14 protein-coding genes are annotated in these 13,261 nt (G+C 59.6%); 5 read left to right on the top strand and 9 right to left on the bottom strand.

What is annotated here, in order from left to right; translation table 11 throughout:
* Positions 1-23: 23 nt before the first annotated feature.
* The 5 genes from QY049_RS22350 to QY049_RS22330 all read left to right on the top strand — a co-directional run bounded on the left by QY049_RS22350 (position 24) and on the right by QY049_RS22330 (position 5,629).
* A complete protein-coding gene (locus QY049_RS22350) occupies positions 24-1,343 on the top strand; it encodes a 2-hydroxycarboxylate transporter family protein (protein WP_237864939.1) in 1,320 nt (439 codons plus the stop codon).
* A 24-nt stretch (positions 1,344-1,367) separates the two neighbouring features.
* Positions 1,368-2,582 (top strand): mannonate dehydratase, encoded by a 1,215-nt coding sequence (locus tag QY049_RS22345; RefSeq protein ID WP_164933591.1) that lies wholly within the window; start codon positions 1,368-1,370, stop codon positions 2,580-2,582.
* A gap of 21 nt (positions 2,583-2,603) precedes the next feature.
* A complete protein-coding gene (locus QY049_RS22340; RefSeq protein ID WP_232995552.1) occupies positions 2,604-3,911 on the top strand; it encodes a lipase family protein in 1,308 nt (435 codons plus the stop codon).
* Between the two features lie 282 nt (positions 3,912-4,193).
* Entirely contained in the window at positions 4,194-4,514 is a 321-nt protein-coding gene (locus QY049_RS22335; RefSeq protein ID WP_128930039.1) for a putative quinol monooxygenase, read from the top strand.
* 83 nt (positions 4,515-4,597) lie between these two features.
* Complete coding sequence (locus QY049_RS22330; RefSeq protein ID WP_128930040.1) at positions 4,598-5,629, top strand: aldo/keto reductase; 1,032 nt, start codon at positions 4,598-4,600, stop codon at positions 5,627-5,629.
* 146 nt (positions 5,630-5,775) lie between these two features.
* On the opposite strand, the gene QY049_RS22325 is transcribed toward QY049_RS22330, so the two are convergent.
* The 9 genes from QY049_RS22325 to QY049_RS22285 all read right to left on the bottom strand — a co-directional run bounded on the left by QY049_RS22325 (position 5,776) and on the right by QY049_RS22285 (position 13,245).
* Complete coding sequence (locus tag QY049_RS22325; protein ID WP_128930041.1) at positions 5,776-6,672, bottom strand: hypothetical protein; 897 nt, start codon at positions 6,670-6,672, stop codon at positions 5,776-5,778.
* A 58-nt stretch (positions 6,673-6,730) separates the two neighbouring features.
* Positions 6,731-7,465 (bottom strand): amino acid ABC transporter ATP-binding protein, encoded by a 735-nt coding sequence (locus QY049_RS22320; RefSeq protein WP_128930042.1) that lies wholly within the window; start codon positions 7,463-7,465, stop codon positions 6,731-6,733.
* Positions 7,449-8,096, bottom strand: coding sequence for an amino acid ABC transporter permease (locus tag QY049_RS22315; protein ID WP_128930043.1), 648 nt, complete (start codon positions 8,094-8,096; stop codon positions 7,449-7,451). The genes QY049_RS22320 and QY049_RS22315 overlap by 17 nt, the downstream gene beginning before the upstream one ends.
* A 15-nt stretch (positions 8,097-8,111) precedes the next feature.
* Positions 8,112-8,795: an amino acid ABC transporter permease gene (locus QY049_RS22310; protein WP_128930044.1), complete on the bottom strand. Its 684-nt coding sequence runs from the start codon at positions 8,793-8,795 to the stop codon at positions 8,112-8,114.
* A gap of 34 nt (positions 8,796-8,829) precedes the next feature.
* The gene (locus tag QY049_RS22305; RefSeq protein WP_128930045.1) at positions 8,830-9,627 is read right to left on the bottom strand and encodes a transporter substrate-binding domain-containing protein; all 798 of its coding nucleotides are present in this window, start codon (positions 9,625-9,627) and stop codon (positions 8,830-8,832) included.
* A gap of 354 nt (positions 9,628-9,981) precedes the next feature.
* Positions 9,982-10,776, bottom strand: coding sequence for a shikimate dehydrogenase (locus tag QY049_RS22300; RefSeq protein ID WP_128930046.1), 795 nt, complete (start codon positions 10,774-10,776; stop codon positions 9,982-9,984).
* 17 nt (positions 10,777-10,793) lie between these two features.
* On the bottom strand, positions 10,794-11,267 hold the full coding sequence (locus tag QY049_RS22295; protein WP_128930047.1) for a nuclear transport factor 2 family protein: 474 nt from the start codon (positions 11,265-11,267) through the stop codon (positions 10,794-10,796).
* Between the two features lie 4 nt (positions 11,268-11,271).
* Entirely contained in the window at positions 11,272-12,000 is a 729-nt protein-coding gene (locus tag QY049_RS22290; protein ID WP_128930048.1) for a ribonuclease activity regulator RraA, read from the bottom strand.
* Positions 12,001-12,138: 138 nt separating this feature from the next.
* The gene (locus QY049_RS22285; protein ID WP_128955142.1) at positions 12,139-13,245 is read right to left on the bottom strand and encodes a mandelate racemase/muconate lactonizing enzyme family protein; all 1,107 of its coding nucleotides are present in this window, start codon (positions 13,243-13,245) and stop codon (positions 12,139-12,141) included.
* Positions 13,246-13,261: the final 16 nt, after the last annotated feature.

Genomic DNA, 13,261 nt, shown 5'->3' with positions numbered 1-13,261 from the left:
AAATAACAAAATTGGAGGGAACTTTGGTTGACACGACTTTTCGTCCGGCCGCGCCGGAGGCAATCCCTTCGACGAAGCTCAACGGCGTCAAGATCGGCCCGTTGCCAATCAGCATATACGTCGGAGCGGCCATCGTCTGTGCTGCCGCGGTTTACTCTGGAAAGCTCCCGAACGATGTGATCGGCGGTCTCCTGGTCCTCATGCTGCTCGGCTTTCTGCTGGGCAAGCTTGGCCAGACGATACCGGTTCTCAAGCAGATCGGTGGGACCGCGATCCTATGCCTGTTCGTTCCGGCAGCACTGGTAAGCTATGGCTTGATGCCGGATGCCGCCCTTAAAGCAATCACCACGACGTTCCGGACCGCCAATTTTCAATACTTCTTCATCGCCTGTCTCGTCGCAGGCTCAATCCTCGGAATGCCCTACCGCGTCTTGGTTCAAGGCTTCATCCGCATGTTCGTTCCGCTTCTGATCGGGACCATTGCCGCCGTCTCGGCCGGCATTCTGGTCGGGCTGGCATTCGGGTATACTCCCAAGGACACGTTCTTCTTCATCATCATTCCGATCGTCGGCGGCGGCCTTGCCGAGGGCGTATTGCCGCTCTCCATTGCTTATTCCGAGATCTTGCAGCGGCCGCAAGCCGATCTTGTCGCACACATGGTGCCTGCGGCATTGCTCGGCAACGTGGTCGCAATCGTTTGCGCCGGGCTTCTTGCGCGCCTTGGCGAGAGACGGCGCGATCTGAGCGGGCAGGGCATGCTGGTCAAGACCGGCGACAATGACATCCTAGGCGACGTGCGGCCCGATCGGCCTATTGATCTCGGATTGCTGGGAGCAGGTATGGTGCTGTCCTGCGGTCTATTCGTGCTTGGCATGACCCTAGCGCCATTTACAGGGATACCTGGACCGATCATGATGATCATCGCGGCGGTCGCGTTGAAGCTGACCAAGATCCTACCGAACGAGATGGAGCTCGGCGCCTACCAGATCAACAAGTTCATGTCGACCAACCTGACCTTTGCGATCCTCGTCGCCATGGGCGCATTGCTGGTCAAATGGGAACAACTCGTCGCCTCCTTCAACCCGGGATACATCATGATCTGCACCGCGACCGTGCTGGCCATGATTGCCTCCGGCTTTTATGTCGGCAAGTGGCTAAACATGTATCCGGTCGAGGCTGCGATCGTCACCGCCTGCCATTCGGGACTGGGCGGCACCGGGGATGTTGCCATCCTTGGCGCCGCCGATCGCATGGGCCTCATGGCATTCGCCCAGATCGCCACTCGTGTCGGCGGGGCGATCATGATTGTGATCGCGACCCTGCTGCTGAAGTCGCTATCCTGATCTGGCGTGTTGGAGATGCAACAAATGGATCGGCGCGACTTTACAAAGGCCCTATTGGCCATGTCCGCCAGCGCTGGCATGTCAGGTGCAGCGGTCGCGGAGCAGGAGCCAAGCGGCGGCGTCCCTTCGCTTGCCGTGCGCGTCAACGACAAGATCAGGCTGGGTGGCCAACGCAACTTCGACAGAGGACCGGTGACCTCGCGGCAGAACATGCAGTGGCACCAGCGGTGGGGCATTCGCTATCTCGATGTCTCGCTGGAGACGAGAAACGCCGCTCCGGACGTCTTTGGAAGCGATACGCCCGACGAGGGTGCGCTTGCTCGCGCTCAGGCGCTCGGCACGGGCATGGGAGGCGCGCGGCTTCAGCCCACCACGCGCTGGAGCCTCGAAGGCATGATGCGCATCGCCGACACGCTGCAGAAAAACGATCTCATCTGGGAGAGCATCCGGATGGATTCGGCGTACATCGCGATGGCGCCGGGGCCGGAACGCGACCGTTATCTGGATCTGATTTGCGAAAACGTCCAAACCGCCGGCCGCGCCGGGGTCAAGATCATCAGCTATCATTGGAATTTGACCCCGATCCGGCGCAATCGCAAAGTTCAGGGCCGTGGTGGGTCGGAATACGACGCGTTCAAGCTAGAAGACAATTGGCGCGACCTCCCGCCGACCCCTGCAGGCCGTGTCTCAGCGGACGACTATTGGGAGCGCCTGCATGTTTGGGCGTCCCGCGTCATCCCCGTGGCCGCGGAGAGCGGGGTCAAAATGGCTTGCCACCCCTACGATCCGGGCGGCCTGCCTCTCGGCTATCTCGGTGTCGACAGCTTCGATGCCGGCGATTATGCGAACGCGCTGCTCAAATACGAGAAGCTGTACGATTCACCTCATAATGGCTTTCAATACGATACCGGGGTCTCACGGGAATCGATGCCTGAAGGGGTTGATCAGCTTGCGCTGTTATACGGTTTGATCAAGAGAAAGAAGATTCATCAGATCCACTTCCGCAATGTCCGCGCCAGCCAGAACGACTTCGTCGAGGTCTATCATGACGAGGGCGATGTGGACTTGTTCAACATCATTCGCCTGCTTCGCGACAGCGGCGGCTCACTGCTGGCCGATCATAGTCCGCGTCATCAGGATGATCCCTCTTACGTGATAGGCTTTGCGTTCGCAAACGGCTACATTCTCGGCCTCCTGCGCGCTGCCCATGAAGAGGCGCTCAAGTCCATCGCACGATAGCCCGTTATGGAACCAGATCGGATGAAGAAAATGAACAGGCTGCTAAAGCTCAATCCCAACAGGTTCACAATGAAGTCGGTGCTCGCAATCTCGATCCTTTCGGCCTTGGCATTATCCGAGGCCTTCGCGCAGAACACCGCGCTGCCGACTGGCCCCCAATGGGGCGATCAAAACCTATCGGCTTTTTATCGTTGGACCGATCCGCTGCCCACAAGGCCGGGCGTGATGCTGCGTGAAGAGCCAATGAAGGCCCAGCCGGAGATCACGAAAGCGGCTCTCGCCGAACGCATTCTCTACAGTTCGACGGATGTACGTTGGCACGCCGGGATCGTACCGGTGAGCGGGACACTGTATCTGCCGGTTGGAGAACCGCCGGCCGGAGGCTGGCCCCTCGTGGCCTGGGCTCATGGCACGCTGGGCGTTGCGGACGTGTGCGCGCCGTCCTGGGCCGGGCACAAGCCGCGCGATGCAACCTACATCCAAAAATGGCTAGAGAATGGGTTTGCGGTCGTTGCCACCGATTACCAGGGTCTCGGCGGTCCCGGCCCGCATCCTTACCTGATCTGGGAAGCTGAAGGGCATTCCGTGCTCGATGCCGTCCGGGCAGCGCGCGCCGCCCATGGCGACAAGCTCGCTCCCAAGGTCTTCATCAGTGGTCAGTCGCAAGGCTCAGGCGCAGCTTTGGGCGCAACAACGGTCGCACCGAACTATGCGCCAGATGTACCCTTGCTCGCCACAGTCGCCACAGGGGTCGTGTCGACCTTTCCCGACGGCCCTTACCGGCCTGCGGAGGCATTCAAGGTTGGCTCGCCGATTTACCTCACCCTCATGATGCTCGGCGGTTCGCTTCCCGATGAGGCACCCCCCGTAGACAACCTCGTGACTGACAAGGGAAGGCTCGTCTTACGCGCAGCACGAGAAGGCTGCACCGGCGAGATGCGCGCGATCGCGCAGAAAGATACTGTCACCGCCGACAACGCCTATGTCCAACCGATCGCGAACATCGAAGCGAGCCTTGCGTCTCCGACCGACATGAAGCCCGTGCGGCTGCCGGTGCCCGTTCTGCTTGGCACGGGTCTGGCCGATTCAGTACTGCCGCCCCGTCGCCAATATGCAGCCGTGGCGGCCTTATGCTCGGCCGGAAACGAGGTCGTTTGGAACACCTATCCTGGTGCCACTCACAACGGGGGCCTGATTGCCGCTTTCCCGGACGCATTGGCGTTCTTCAAACAGACACTTGAAGGCAAAAAGACGCCAAGCAACTGCGCGCGCATTACCGAGCCGGGGCTTCCGACGACACCGGCGCCTGGTATACCCTTCAATGACTGACTAGCGGTTCTTTGCATCTTAGCGCATCGGTTTGCACGAACCGATGCGATCCAAGCCAGGCAGTCCTTTCTGAGAAGCTCTGGGCTGCCGGTTTGACCTGCGCCTTCGGCTAAATTGAGCCCCTTCCAAGTGCGCCAGGGGAGGCTTTCGTTGGGTTAGTCTCGTCGAGCGCGATCCTTTCGATTTCTAGCGCTCGCGCCCGTGACGACCGGCGGCTTATTTCTTGTTTCTTATCGGTCGGCATATGCCGCGACCGTCTCTCCGCTCTTGAGGTAGAAAGCCATGTCAGGAACTTTAGCCATCGTCGCGCGCTTTGTCGCGAAGGCGGGTTGTGAGGAGGAATTGAGGGCTACACTACTAGAGGCTGCGGCAATCGCCCTGGCGGAGGAGCCTGGCTGTCGTCGCTTCGAAATCCTGCAGGCGGTTAATCCTGATGGCGTGGTGCTGCCGGATACTTTCATGTCCAATGAACTCTTCGACGACTACGAGGCCGTCGAGGCGCACCGTAACTCCAGGCACGCTCCCGTCCGCAAGGCTCGGATCCGTGCTCTTGTGTCGAGCCAGACCCGGATCGAGATGGGCGCTGTGATTGATGAAGTCTGATGACGCTCCCCCGAGATCGAGCATCCAAAATGAGCCGCTTTGCAACGAGGCAAGCACAGGGTGCTTATGGCTAGGACAATGTGATGGAACATAGGGGTGTCGGCCGTTCAGGGCTGAGGATCCCAGCCCTGGCCTTTGGGACAGCGACTTTCGGCGGTGGGAACGAGTTCTTTCGCAAGTGGGGCACGACCGATCTATCGGAGGCCCGACGGCTCGTCGACATATGCCTCGATGCGGGGCTGAATCTCTTTGACACCGCCGACGTCTACTCGATGGGCGCGGCGGAAGAAATCCTCGGAAAGGCTCTGGGCTCACGCCGATCGCAGGCCCTGATCGCCACCAAGCTCGGCTACCGCTCGCATAGCGGGCCGAACGGAATGGGGGCGAGCCGGCAGCACATCATAATGGCGTGCGAGGCCTCGCTGAAGCGACTTGGCTGCGATCACCTCGACCTGCTGCAACTCCACGGCTATGACGAAAATACACCGATCGAGGAAACACTGCGCGCCTTCGAGGAACTGATCAAGGCCGGGAAGGTCCGCTATATTGGGGCGTCTAACTTCTCCGGATGGCAGCTGGCCAAGATGGCCACCACCGCTGACTGGCTTGGCTTGCCGCGCCCCATCTCGCATCAGGTCCACTATTCCTTGCTGTGCAGGGACTATGAACACGAATTGATGCCCGCGGGTTTCGATCAGGGCATAGGCGCCATCATATGGAGCCCGCTATCCGGCGGCAAGCTTAGCGGCAAGATCAGCCGTGACCGGCCGCCGCAGGCCGACAGCCGAGCGGCGAAATTCGGAGGCCTGACCGAGCGCGACGCCAAGCTCTTTGACATCGTGGATGCGCTCAACGATATCGCGCAGGAGCGCGGGACAAGCGCGTCTCAAGTTGCGATCAATTGGCTACTCGCCCGGCCAACCGTCTCAAGTGTCGTCATTGGCGCCCGCACGGCCGAACAGCTCGTTGAAAACATCGCAGCCCTCGACTGGCAACTTTCCATCAAGGAGGTGGAGCGCTTGAACCAAGTGAGCGCCTCGCCAGCACCCTATCCCTATTCACATCAGTCTATGTTCCCTGAATTACTTCGTCCGCTCAGCGGAATCTCTCGGTAATGCATGCAACTGGCAGGCTAGGGTCTCGCAATGTTTGGCACTTTCGAACAATGCTCGCCTGAACGGTCCATCCCTGCCGGGGCGCGGCGCTTGCAAAGGGAGACCAAATGTCCGACGCCATCCGCAGCTTTGACCATCCGCGGCTATCAACTCATGGAAATCACAACAGAGCCCTTCAGCTCGTCTCCGGGTTCCAGAATCACAGTTCCAGTGTCAGCACAACCGCGAGCGAACAGGTTGAACCCGTCCGCAACGTGGCTGACGGGCTCTGCGCATAGATGTGCGGCATCAGCGGGCCGATGCAGCACAAAATGCGAAAATGCAGGATCCCCTCGCATTTCAATCCGATCACCATTCGAGCGGTGAATAACGCAGAGCCCGCGCCATCCACTGCGATAAAGCGTCACCTCACCGGGCGGCAATGAATCTGCTGTGGGCCCGGCAGAATGGGCATCCGGCAGCGCGGCGAGATAGTCCGTCGTCACGGCCCAGTCGATCGGTGCGTCAAACTCTATGTTGTCATCGACTTGGTGCTCGAAATAGGGATGCAGGCCGATTCCACCCGGCATCGGCGTCTGCGCCTCGTTTCGAAGATTGAGACAAAATATGGCACGCGAGGGTTCAAGTTCGACCTTAAGAGTTGCGCTGAACGCCCAAGGCCAGTCGGCGCCTCCCTTGTGCGAGTATCGCATCGTCACCTGCGATGGCGTCAGCGAGATCGTCTCCCAAGGCATCCTGTGCGCATGCCCGTGCAACGTATGCGGCAGCGCGTCGGGATGGGCCGCAAGCTCGTACCGCTTACCCTGGAAGAGAAGAACCCCATCCCTCACGCGGTTGCTATAGGGGACGAGGGGATAGATACCACCCTTGGGCCAGCGCAGTAACTGAGCGGGCTCTACCCCGGCCGGGAACGGACGCAAGACCCGTCGCGGCAAGCCGCTACCCTTGCTGCTGCACAGCTCGAGAGAGGTCACGCGTCCGCCAGCGGACGCCGAGAAGCCAAGTCGAGCCGCACCGGCCGTCAAAAGCTGGTTGGTGATCATAGAACGCCATTCAAACCATTTGAGATGGACCGTTTGAGCGCCCGTTCACTGCCGCAGCTTAATGCTCAGCTGATTCGGCGACGAACGCCGCCAGCTCGGGCGTCGCAGGCATCCGCAGGATGTCCGACGATCCCATTTCGTGCACCTTGCCATCGCGCATATAAATGACGCGGTCCGCCACCTTGCGGGCAAAGGCCATTTCATGGGTCACCAGGATCATGGTCATGCCGTCGGCCGCGAGCTGCTCCATGACACGCAACACTTCTCCCGTAAGCTGCGGGTCGAGCGCTGAAGTCACTTCATCGAACAGCATCAACTTAGGCTCCATGGCAAGGCTGCGGGCAATGGCTACGCGCTGCTGTTGCCCGCCGGAAAGCTGTTCCGGATAGCAGTCCATCTTCTCCCGCAGCCCCACTTTGGCGATCACAGTATCCGCAATTTCGCGGGCCTGCCGCTGCTTCATGCCTTTTACCATGCGCGGGGCCAACATGATATTTTCGGCCACGGTCAGGTGCGGGAAGAGGTTATAGCTTTGAAAAACGATTCCGACATCGCGTCTCAAAGACTTCAAGTCGATGTCGTCATCATGGAGCTCGTGGCCGCAGATCAGCATCGAGCCGCCTTGGATGGTCTCCAGGCGATCCATGCAACGTAGCGCCGTGCTCTTGCCCGATCCGCTCTGGCCGATGATAGCGGCGACTTCGCCCCTGTTCACCTCAAAGGTGACACCTTTAAGGACTTCCAGCTCGCCAAAGCTCTTGCGCACGTCCTTTAATTCAACGATTGGCGACATTGAGTTTCCTTTCGAGGGCTCTGCTTTGAACCGACAGCGGATAGCAGATCGCAAAGTACATCAGGGCAGCGATGCCGAAGTAGAGAAACGGCTCAAATGTTGCGTTGTTGATGATCTTTGCGTTGTAGGAGAGCTCGGCGTATCCGACCACAAGTGAGGCGATCGATGTGTTCTTGACGATCTGGACCAAGAAGCCGACTGTCGGTGGAATGGCAATGCGCAGAGCTTGCGGCAGGATGACAGCCCTCATGCGCTGCCAGCGCGTCAGGCCGAGGCACTCTGCGGCTTCCCATTGCGGCTTCGCCACCGCCTGAATGCAGCCGCGCCAGATCTCGCCCAGATAGGCGCTGCTGTAAAGTGTGAGCGCGAAGGTCGCTGCCGTCAGCGGAGATAAGGAGTCGTAGCCCAAAATGCTCGGCCCGTAAAAGCACAGACCCATGAGGACGAGCAACGGAAGTCCCTGCATGATCTCGATATAGGCCGCCGCCCCGCGCGAAATCGCCCAATTCCGCGAGATGCGTGCCAGAGCGACGATGAAGCCGGCGATGCCGCCAAACAGGAAAGTTAACAGGCTCAATACGACCGTCGCCCATAGCCCCTGGAGCAACGAGAGAATGTAGGCGCTATTCATCTGCTATCTCCATGCTCACAGCGGGGTTCCGAGCTTGCGGCGGCGAGGAAACATCGCAAGCCCGAGGAGAGCAAAACCCCCACGTACCAGTATGGCGAGACCTAGATAGATGCCGCCGAGCACGACGAAGATTTCGAAATTGCGATAAGTCTCGCTCTGGATACGGTTAGAGATCCCGAATAGCTCCTCAACGCCAACCGAGGACACGATGCTCGAGGCCAGCATCAACAGAACATACTGGCTCGACAGCGCCGGATAGACGCGCTCCAGCGCTGGCCGAATAATCACATGCAGATAGGTTTGGGTGCGCGACAGTCCAAGGCAGGTCGCCGCCTCAAGCTGGCCGCGATGGATCGATTCAATGCCCGCACGCACGATCTCAGTCGTATAAGCTCCGATATTGACCGTCAGCGCGATGGTCGCACCAACCAGGATGGGCAACCGAATTCCCATGCTCGCAATGCCAAAGATTAGGAAGTAGCACTGCACGAGCAGCGGCGTATTGCGGATGAACTCCACATACAAGGAGACGATCCAACGGGCCCAGGTTGGCCCGCCGGTCCGGACCACGGCGCAGGCACCACCTAAAAGGATGCCGAACACCGTGCAGAATAAAGTGAGCCGTAGCGTCGTCCAGATACCCTCCAACAGGAGCGGCCAATAAGCCAGCACGGCTGCGAAGTCGAAATTGTAAGTCATAGGACTTTGCTCGTTTCAAGGGCCGTAGGCCATGTCATTGAGACGCGGCGATGACTTCCTGGGGCAGGTCGGCGCCCTGAAACTTCTTGAAGATCGCTTGGAGTTTTCCGTTGGCGATGTTCTTCTTCACCCAGCTGTCGACCCATTCCTTCAGATCCGTATCCTCCTTACGCATGCCAACACCCATAGGCGCGGTCCGAAGCGGCAGCTTCAGCTCAAGCTCTTTGGCCGGGTTCTTCTTATTGATCAGGTCGACAAGGGTCGGCACCTGCGCGACCAAGTCAAGCTGGTTGGACACGACCGCCGTCATGGTCGTTGCTTCATCCTCAAAGCGCACGATTTCCGCATCTCGCGGGGCCGCCGCAGTCACATCCGCATCGTTCGTCGTGCCGCGCGTGACGGCAATGCGCTTTCCCGACAAATCAGCGAACGTCTTGATCTGCATGCTCTTCGGTGCTGCCACATAGGACGTCGCTCCAGAATATGGCAGCGAGAACGCGATCAGCTTCTTGCGCTCATCAGTGATCGACAAGGCCGAAAGGACTGCGTCTGCGCGATGCGACATCAGGAAAGGAATGCGATTGGCGCTGTTCGTCCCCACGATCTCCATCTTCACGCCGAGATCGGCAGCCAAGAGCTTAGCTGTTTCGACTTCCGAGCCAGTGGGATTGAGGTCTTCGTCCTTGAATGCCCAGGGAGGGACACTGAGATCGACGGCGATGCGAATGATACCCGCGGACTTGATCTTCTCAAGCGTCCCGGCTGTCGCTGTTTGCCCCAAGAGGGCCAGCGAGACAACAGCAGCTGTCAAAACTCTAGCAAGAGTCTTCATTTTCAATCCTCCCGATGGCAATTGACTGTTCGAATTAGAGCTACGCCCAGATTTTCGGCTAGAAGAGGTCGATTCGGACTCGGTATTCGGAGCGCATCCGCTTCCGCCCCGGCGTTATTCTCGTCGCGGCGGTGCCAGGCAGAGCGACCACTCAGGGAGCAGGCGGCGATCGATTCCTTTGGCCCGACCGCCTCGATGGCGTTCGCAAGTGTCTCCTCCAGAGTGCCAAGTATTGTTGTTATGATTGCGCGAAACGTTAGCGAGCGCGGCTTTCAACGTGAAGCCCGTCTTTCATTGTCCGCGAGAGATCGTCTCACTTCGTGAGACTGTCGCCGTTAGTGAGCGGTCTGATGCTCAATGACCAGAGGTCATGAAGGAGAACAGAAGCGCGATCTGTCCATCCAGCATGTGCGTGCCGTCTCGCGTGGCGCAGCCAATCTTGGCTGCCTCCGACAGGAGCCTTGTCGGGACCGGATCGGTGATAACGTCGGCAACGATCATGTGCGGCGCAAGTTGAGCGGGATCGACTGGTAGCGGGTCGCCGTCCCGCAAGCCTGCCGACGTCGCATTGACGACAATATCGCAATCGCGAGGAACGGCAGTATCGATGGAGACCTTGCCTGGATATGCCTTACTAAGCCTGTCAAACAGGCTGTTCTGGTTTGACGCGTCGAGGTCGTGGAAGGTCAACCGGCGGGCGCCTTCTTCGAGCATGGAGACGCCGATCGAGGAGCCTGCACCGCCCGCGCCGACCATGAACACGTTTTTGCCGGCGATGGCATGGCCCGCCTTCTTCAATCCGGCAGTCAGACCGGCACCGTCGAAATTGTCGCCGAGCCAGCGGCCGTCCTGTTCTCGTCGCATGGCGTTGATCGCCCCGAGGACCTTGGCGCGATCAGACAGGCGGTCGCAATGCGCGATCGCCCCGAATTTGTGTGGCAGCGTGATAAGAATACTGTCGATGTTGAGCATTGCTTTGAGGGCCGCCAGAGCCGTGTCAAGATTGCCTCTCTCGACCTGCAGCGGCACCAGCACACCGTCATATCCGGCATCCTCCATTCGCTTGGTCAGCCAGCCCGGTGCCAGCACCTGCGAAATAGGCGAGCCTATTAGCGCATGAACGCGTGTCTTTCCGGTCAGTGAGGTCATGAACAGGCCCGGGCGCTTCAGGACAATTTGGGCGGAGGCGAGGGCGGCGCCATGGCATAGCCCCTGGCCTCATAGTCGAAGTCATGCAGCTTGTTGACTGTCTCGGCCTTGTTGACGGGAGAGGCATAGTAGGCCCGGATCTCGGCAATCCGTGTGACGTCGTCGTTGAAGACGTACCATTCATCGCCGCGCAGCACCTCACCAAGGGCCGTCTTCCAATGGGTCCATTCGATCACCGCTTCGTGGCCGTCCGAGCTGGCCAGAACCTTCTCAATGGTCCAGCGCGATCCCATCGTTTTGACACACCAGACCCAGCCGTCGGCTATTGCCTGAGCGCCGCGCCAGGGCGCACCAGGCAGGCCGGGTGGGAAATAGTGGACAGCATTGCTCGTGAAGCAGTCCAGCAGCGCCTGGTGATCGGCATCGTTGCAGGCTTGAAAGTATCGGCGGATCAAGGCCTCCGCCTGCGCGGCTTTCGTGAGCGCACCCATCGCTTTACTCCGCCGCTCGCCGGGCTCGCCATTCCGCGTATTCCTTCAGCGTTGCCTCGTTCGGCGGGTAGGTGCCCCAAAGAGGCGCGCCAGCATCGATCTTGGTGAATAGAAATCTCTCGCGCAGCTCCTGCTCATGAGACTCCTCCGCCACCTCCTCGGCGATGGCACGTGGGATGACGACGACGCCATCGCTGTCCCCGACGATGATGTCGCCGGGGTAAACGGCAACATCGGCGCAGCCGATTGGCAATTGCATGTCAACCGCGCGATGATAGGCAGGGCGCGTCGAGGCCGTGTTGGCCCTGCAGTAAGCGGGAAACGCCATTTTTGAGATTTCTGTCCCGTCGCGGAATGCGCCGTCGGTAATGGCTGCCGCAACGCCCTTGCGCATCATGCGCGTCATCAACATGTTGCCGGCCGATGCGGCACGCGGGTCGTTGCGGCTGTCGATCATCAGGACTTGGCCTGCACCAATCGCCTCCACGGCCTCCCACTGCATATTGTCCTCACCCCGCTTGCGGAGATCAGAAAGATCCCAGTCCTTGTCTTCCCGCGAGGGAATGAAGCGCAAGGTGAAAGCCTCCCCGGCAAACGCACCAGCGCTCGGATTGAGCGGCGTGATCCCAACCAGGAATTGCTGACGATAGTTGCGCTTGAAGAGCTGCGTGGTCAGCGTCGCTGTCGAGCAGGCCTTCAGCTTTTCGAGGGTTTGGGAAGCAATCGGAGCCATGCGTATCTACCTCCAAGAACGGAATCTAAACCAGCGCAAGCAGTGCAATGCTTGCCTTCAGGCATCACCATAGCGGCAGCAGTGCTCGGCGGAAGGCCTATCAAGCTCGCAGCGAGTGCGCCGTCTCACATGTTGAGATCAGGTGCGGGGAGCGTAGCGCTTGAGGACATCGAGATCTGGTTCAAAGCCGATGCCGATGCGATCAGATGCGCTGACAACCCCCTTCACCGGCTTCGGTGTGCTCGCGAGCCACACTTCAGGGTCGACGAACAGGAACTCGATCAGCGTCTTCTCCTGCATCAAAGGCAGCATCGCCAGGGTCGCAAGATATCCCGGCCCGAAGTAAGGCGTATGTGGCATGACGCTCTTACCGTGTCGCTCGCATGCGGCCAAGATCTTGACGAATTCGGAGATCCCGCCGACTTTTGTCATACTCGGCTGTGGATAGGTAACAGCGTTGATGATCCGCATGAAATCAAAGGCCGTGCTGGCGTTCTCACCGCTGCCAACGGGGATTGCGGCCTTCTCAATCTCCTCCATACTCTTGTAGTCGTCGGGCGGGAATACCGGCTCCTCCACCCACAAGGTGTTGCAGGCGCGGAACGTTTCTCGCAAAGCGATCGTCTCCTGCATGGACCAGGCGCAATTGGCGTCAACCATCAGCGCGACACCGGGCCCGATGACCTCGCGCGCGTGCCTGATTACATCCGGGGCGATCTCGTGAAGCTTGATGTGCCGGTAGCCGCGCTCGAGCGCCCGCTTGCATTGCTCAGCGACGAGGTCCTTGTCGCCATACCTGACGAGGCTCGCATAGGCCGGCCGGTGCGTCGGCGCATTCGCCCGGAAAAGCCGCCATAGCGGCACGCCCTGCCGTTTCGCCTTCAAGTCCCACAGCGCGATGTCGACCCCTGACAGCGCGAACATGGTTATGCCGTAGCGTCCAAAGAGATGAAGTTTCTTTTGCACCTCCAGGTTCCAGGCAGCGATATCGTCGATGGCTGCCTCGGTCACAAACGGCGCGATCATGTGATCGACGGCCGCGCGCACCGCCTCCAAGCAGAAATAGGCAAAGGCATCGCCCCAGCCGACATGCCCATCCTCATCTTCGATACGAATCAGCACCATGTCGAGGCGATGCCAGCGGGACGGCGTGCCGCCCGTGCCCGGGCCGCCATCGGCGAACGGAATGCGCACCGGAAAGGTTTGCAGTGAGATGATCTTGGGTACGGTGTTGCTTTGGGGCATAATGCGAGTGGCCTGG

Origin of the sequence: Bradyrhizobium sp. WYCCWR 13022 (assembly GCF_030435535.1) — a bacterium.
In the GTDB taxonomy this organism is placed as follows: domain Bacteria; phylum Pseudomonadota; class Alphaproteobacteria; order Rhizobiales; family Xanthobacteraceae; genus Bradyrhizobium.
The sequence above is the reverse complement of the archived record's forward strand: the minus strand, read 5'-3'. Positions and strand labels throughout refer to the sequence as shown.

Coding starts and splice junctions, on each gene's coding strand:
- QY049_RS22345 (WP_164933591.1), top strand. CDS start 1,368: ATGGATCGGCGCGACTTTACAAAGGCCCTATTGGCCATGTCCGCCAGC.
- QY049_RS22340 (WP_232995552.1), top strand. CDS start 2,604: ATGAAGAAAATGAACAGGCTGCTAAAGCTCAATCCCAACAGGTTCACA.
- QY049_RS22335 (WP_128930039.1), top strand. CDS start 4,194: ATGTCAGGAACTTTAGCCATCGTCGCGCGCTTTGTCGCGAAGGCGGGT.
- QY049_RS22330 (WP_128930040.1), top strand. CDS start 4,598: ATGGAACATAGGGGTGTCGGCCGTTCAGGGCTGAGGATCCCAGCCCTG.
- QY049_RS22325 (WP_128930041.1), bottom strand. CDS start 6,672: ATGATCACCAACCAGCTTTTGACGGCCGGTGCGGCTCGACTTGGCTTC.
- QY049_RS22320 (WP_128930042.1), bottom strand. CDS start 7,465: ATGTCGCCAATCGTTGAATTAAAGGACGTGCGCAAGAGCTTTGGCGAG.
- QY049_RS22315 (WP_128930043.1), bottom strand. CDS start 8,096: ATGAATAGCGCCTACATTCTCTCGTTGCTCCAGGGGCTATGGGCGACG.
- QY049_RS22310 (WP_128930044.1), bottom strand. CDS start 8,795: ATGACTTACAATTTCGACTTCGCAGCCGTGCTGGCTTATTGGCCGCTC.
- QY049_RS22305 (WP_128930045.1), bottom strand. CDS start 9,627: ATGAAGACTCTTGCTAGAGTTTTGACAGCTGCTGTTGTCTCGCTGGCC.
- QY049_RS22300 (WP_128930046.1), bottom strand. CDS start 10,776: ATGACCTCACTGACCGGAAAGACACGCGTTCATGCGCTAATAGGCTCG.
- QY049_RS22295 (WP_128930047.1), bottom strand. CDS start 11,267: ATGGGTGCGCTCACGAAAGCCGCGCAGGCGGAGGCCTTGATCCGCCGA.
- QY049_RS22290 (WP_128930048.1), bottom strand. CDS start 12,000: ATGGCTCCGATTGCTTCCCAAACCCTCGAAAAGCTGAAGGCCTGCTCG.
- QY049_RS22285 (WP_128955142.1), bottom strand. CDS start 13,245: ATGCCCCAAAGCAACACCGTACCCAAGATCATCTCACTGCAAACCTTT.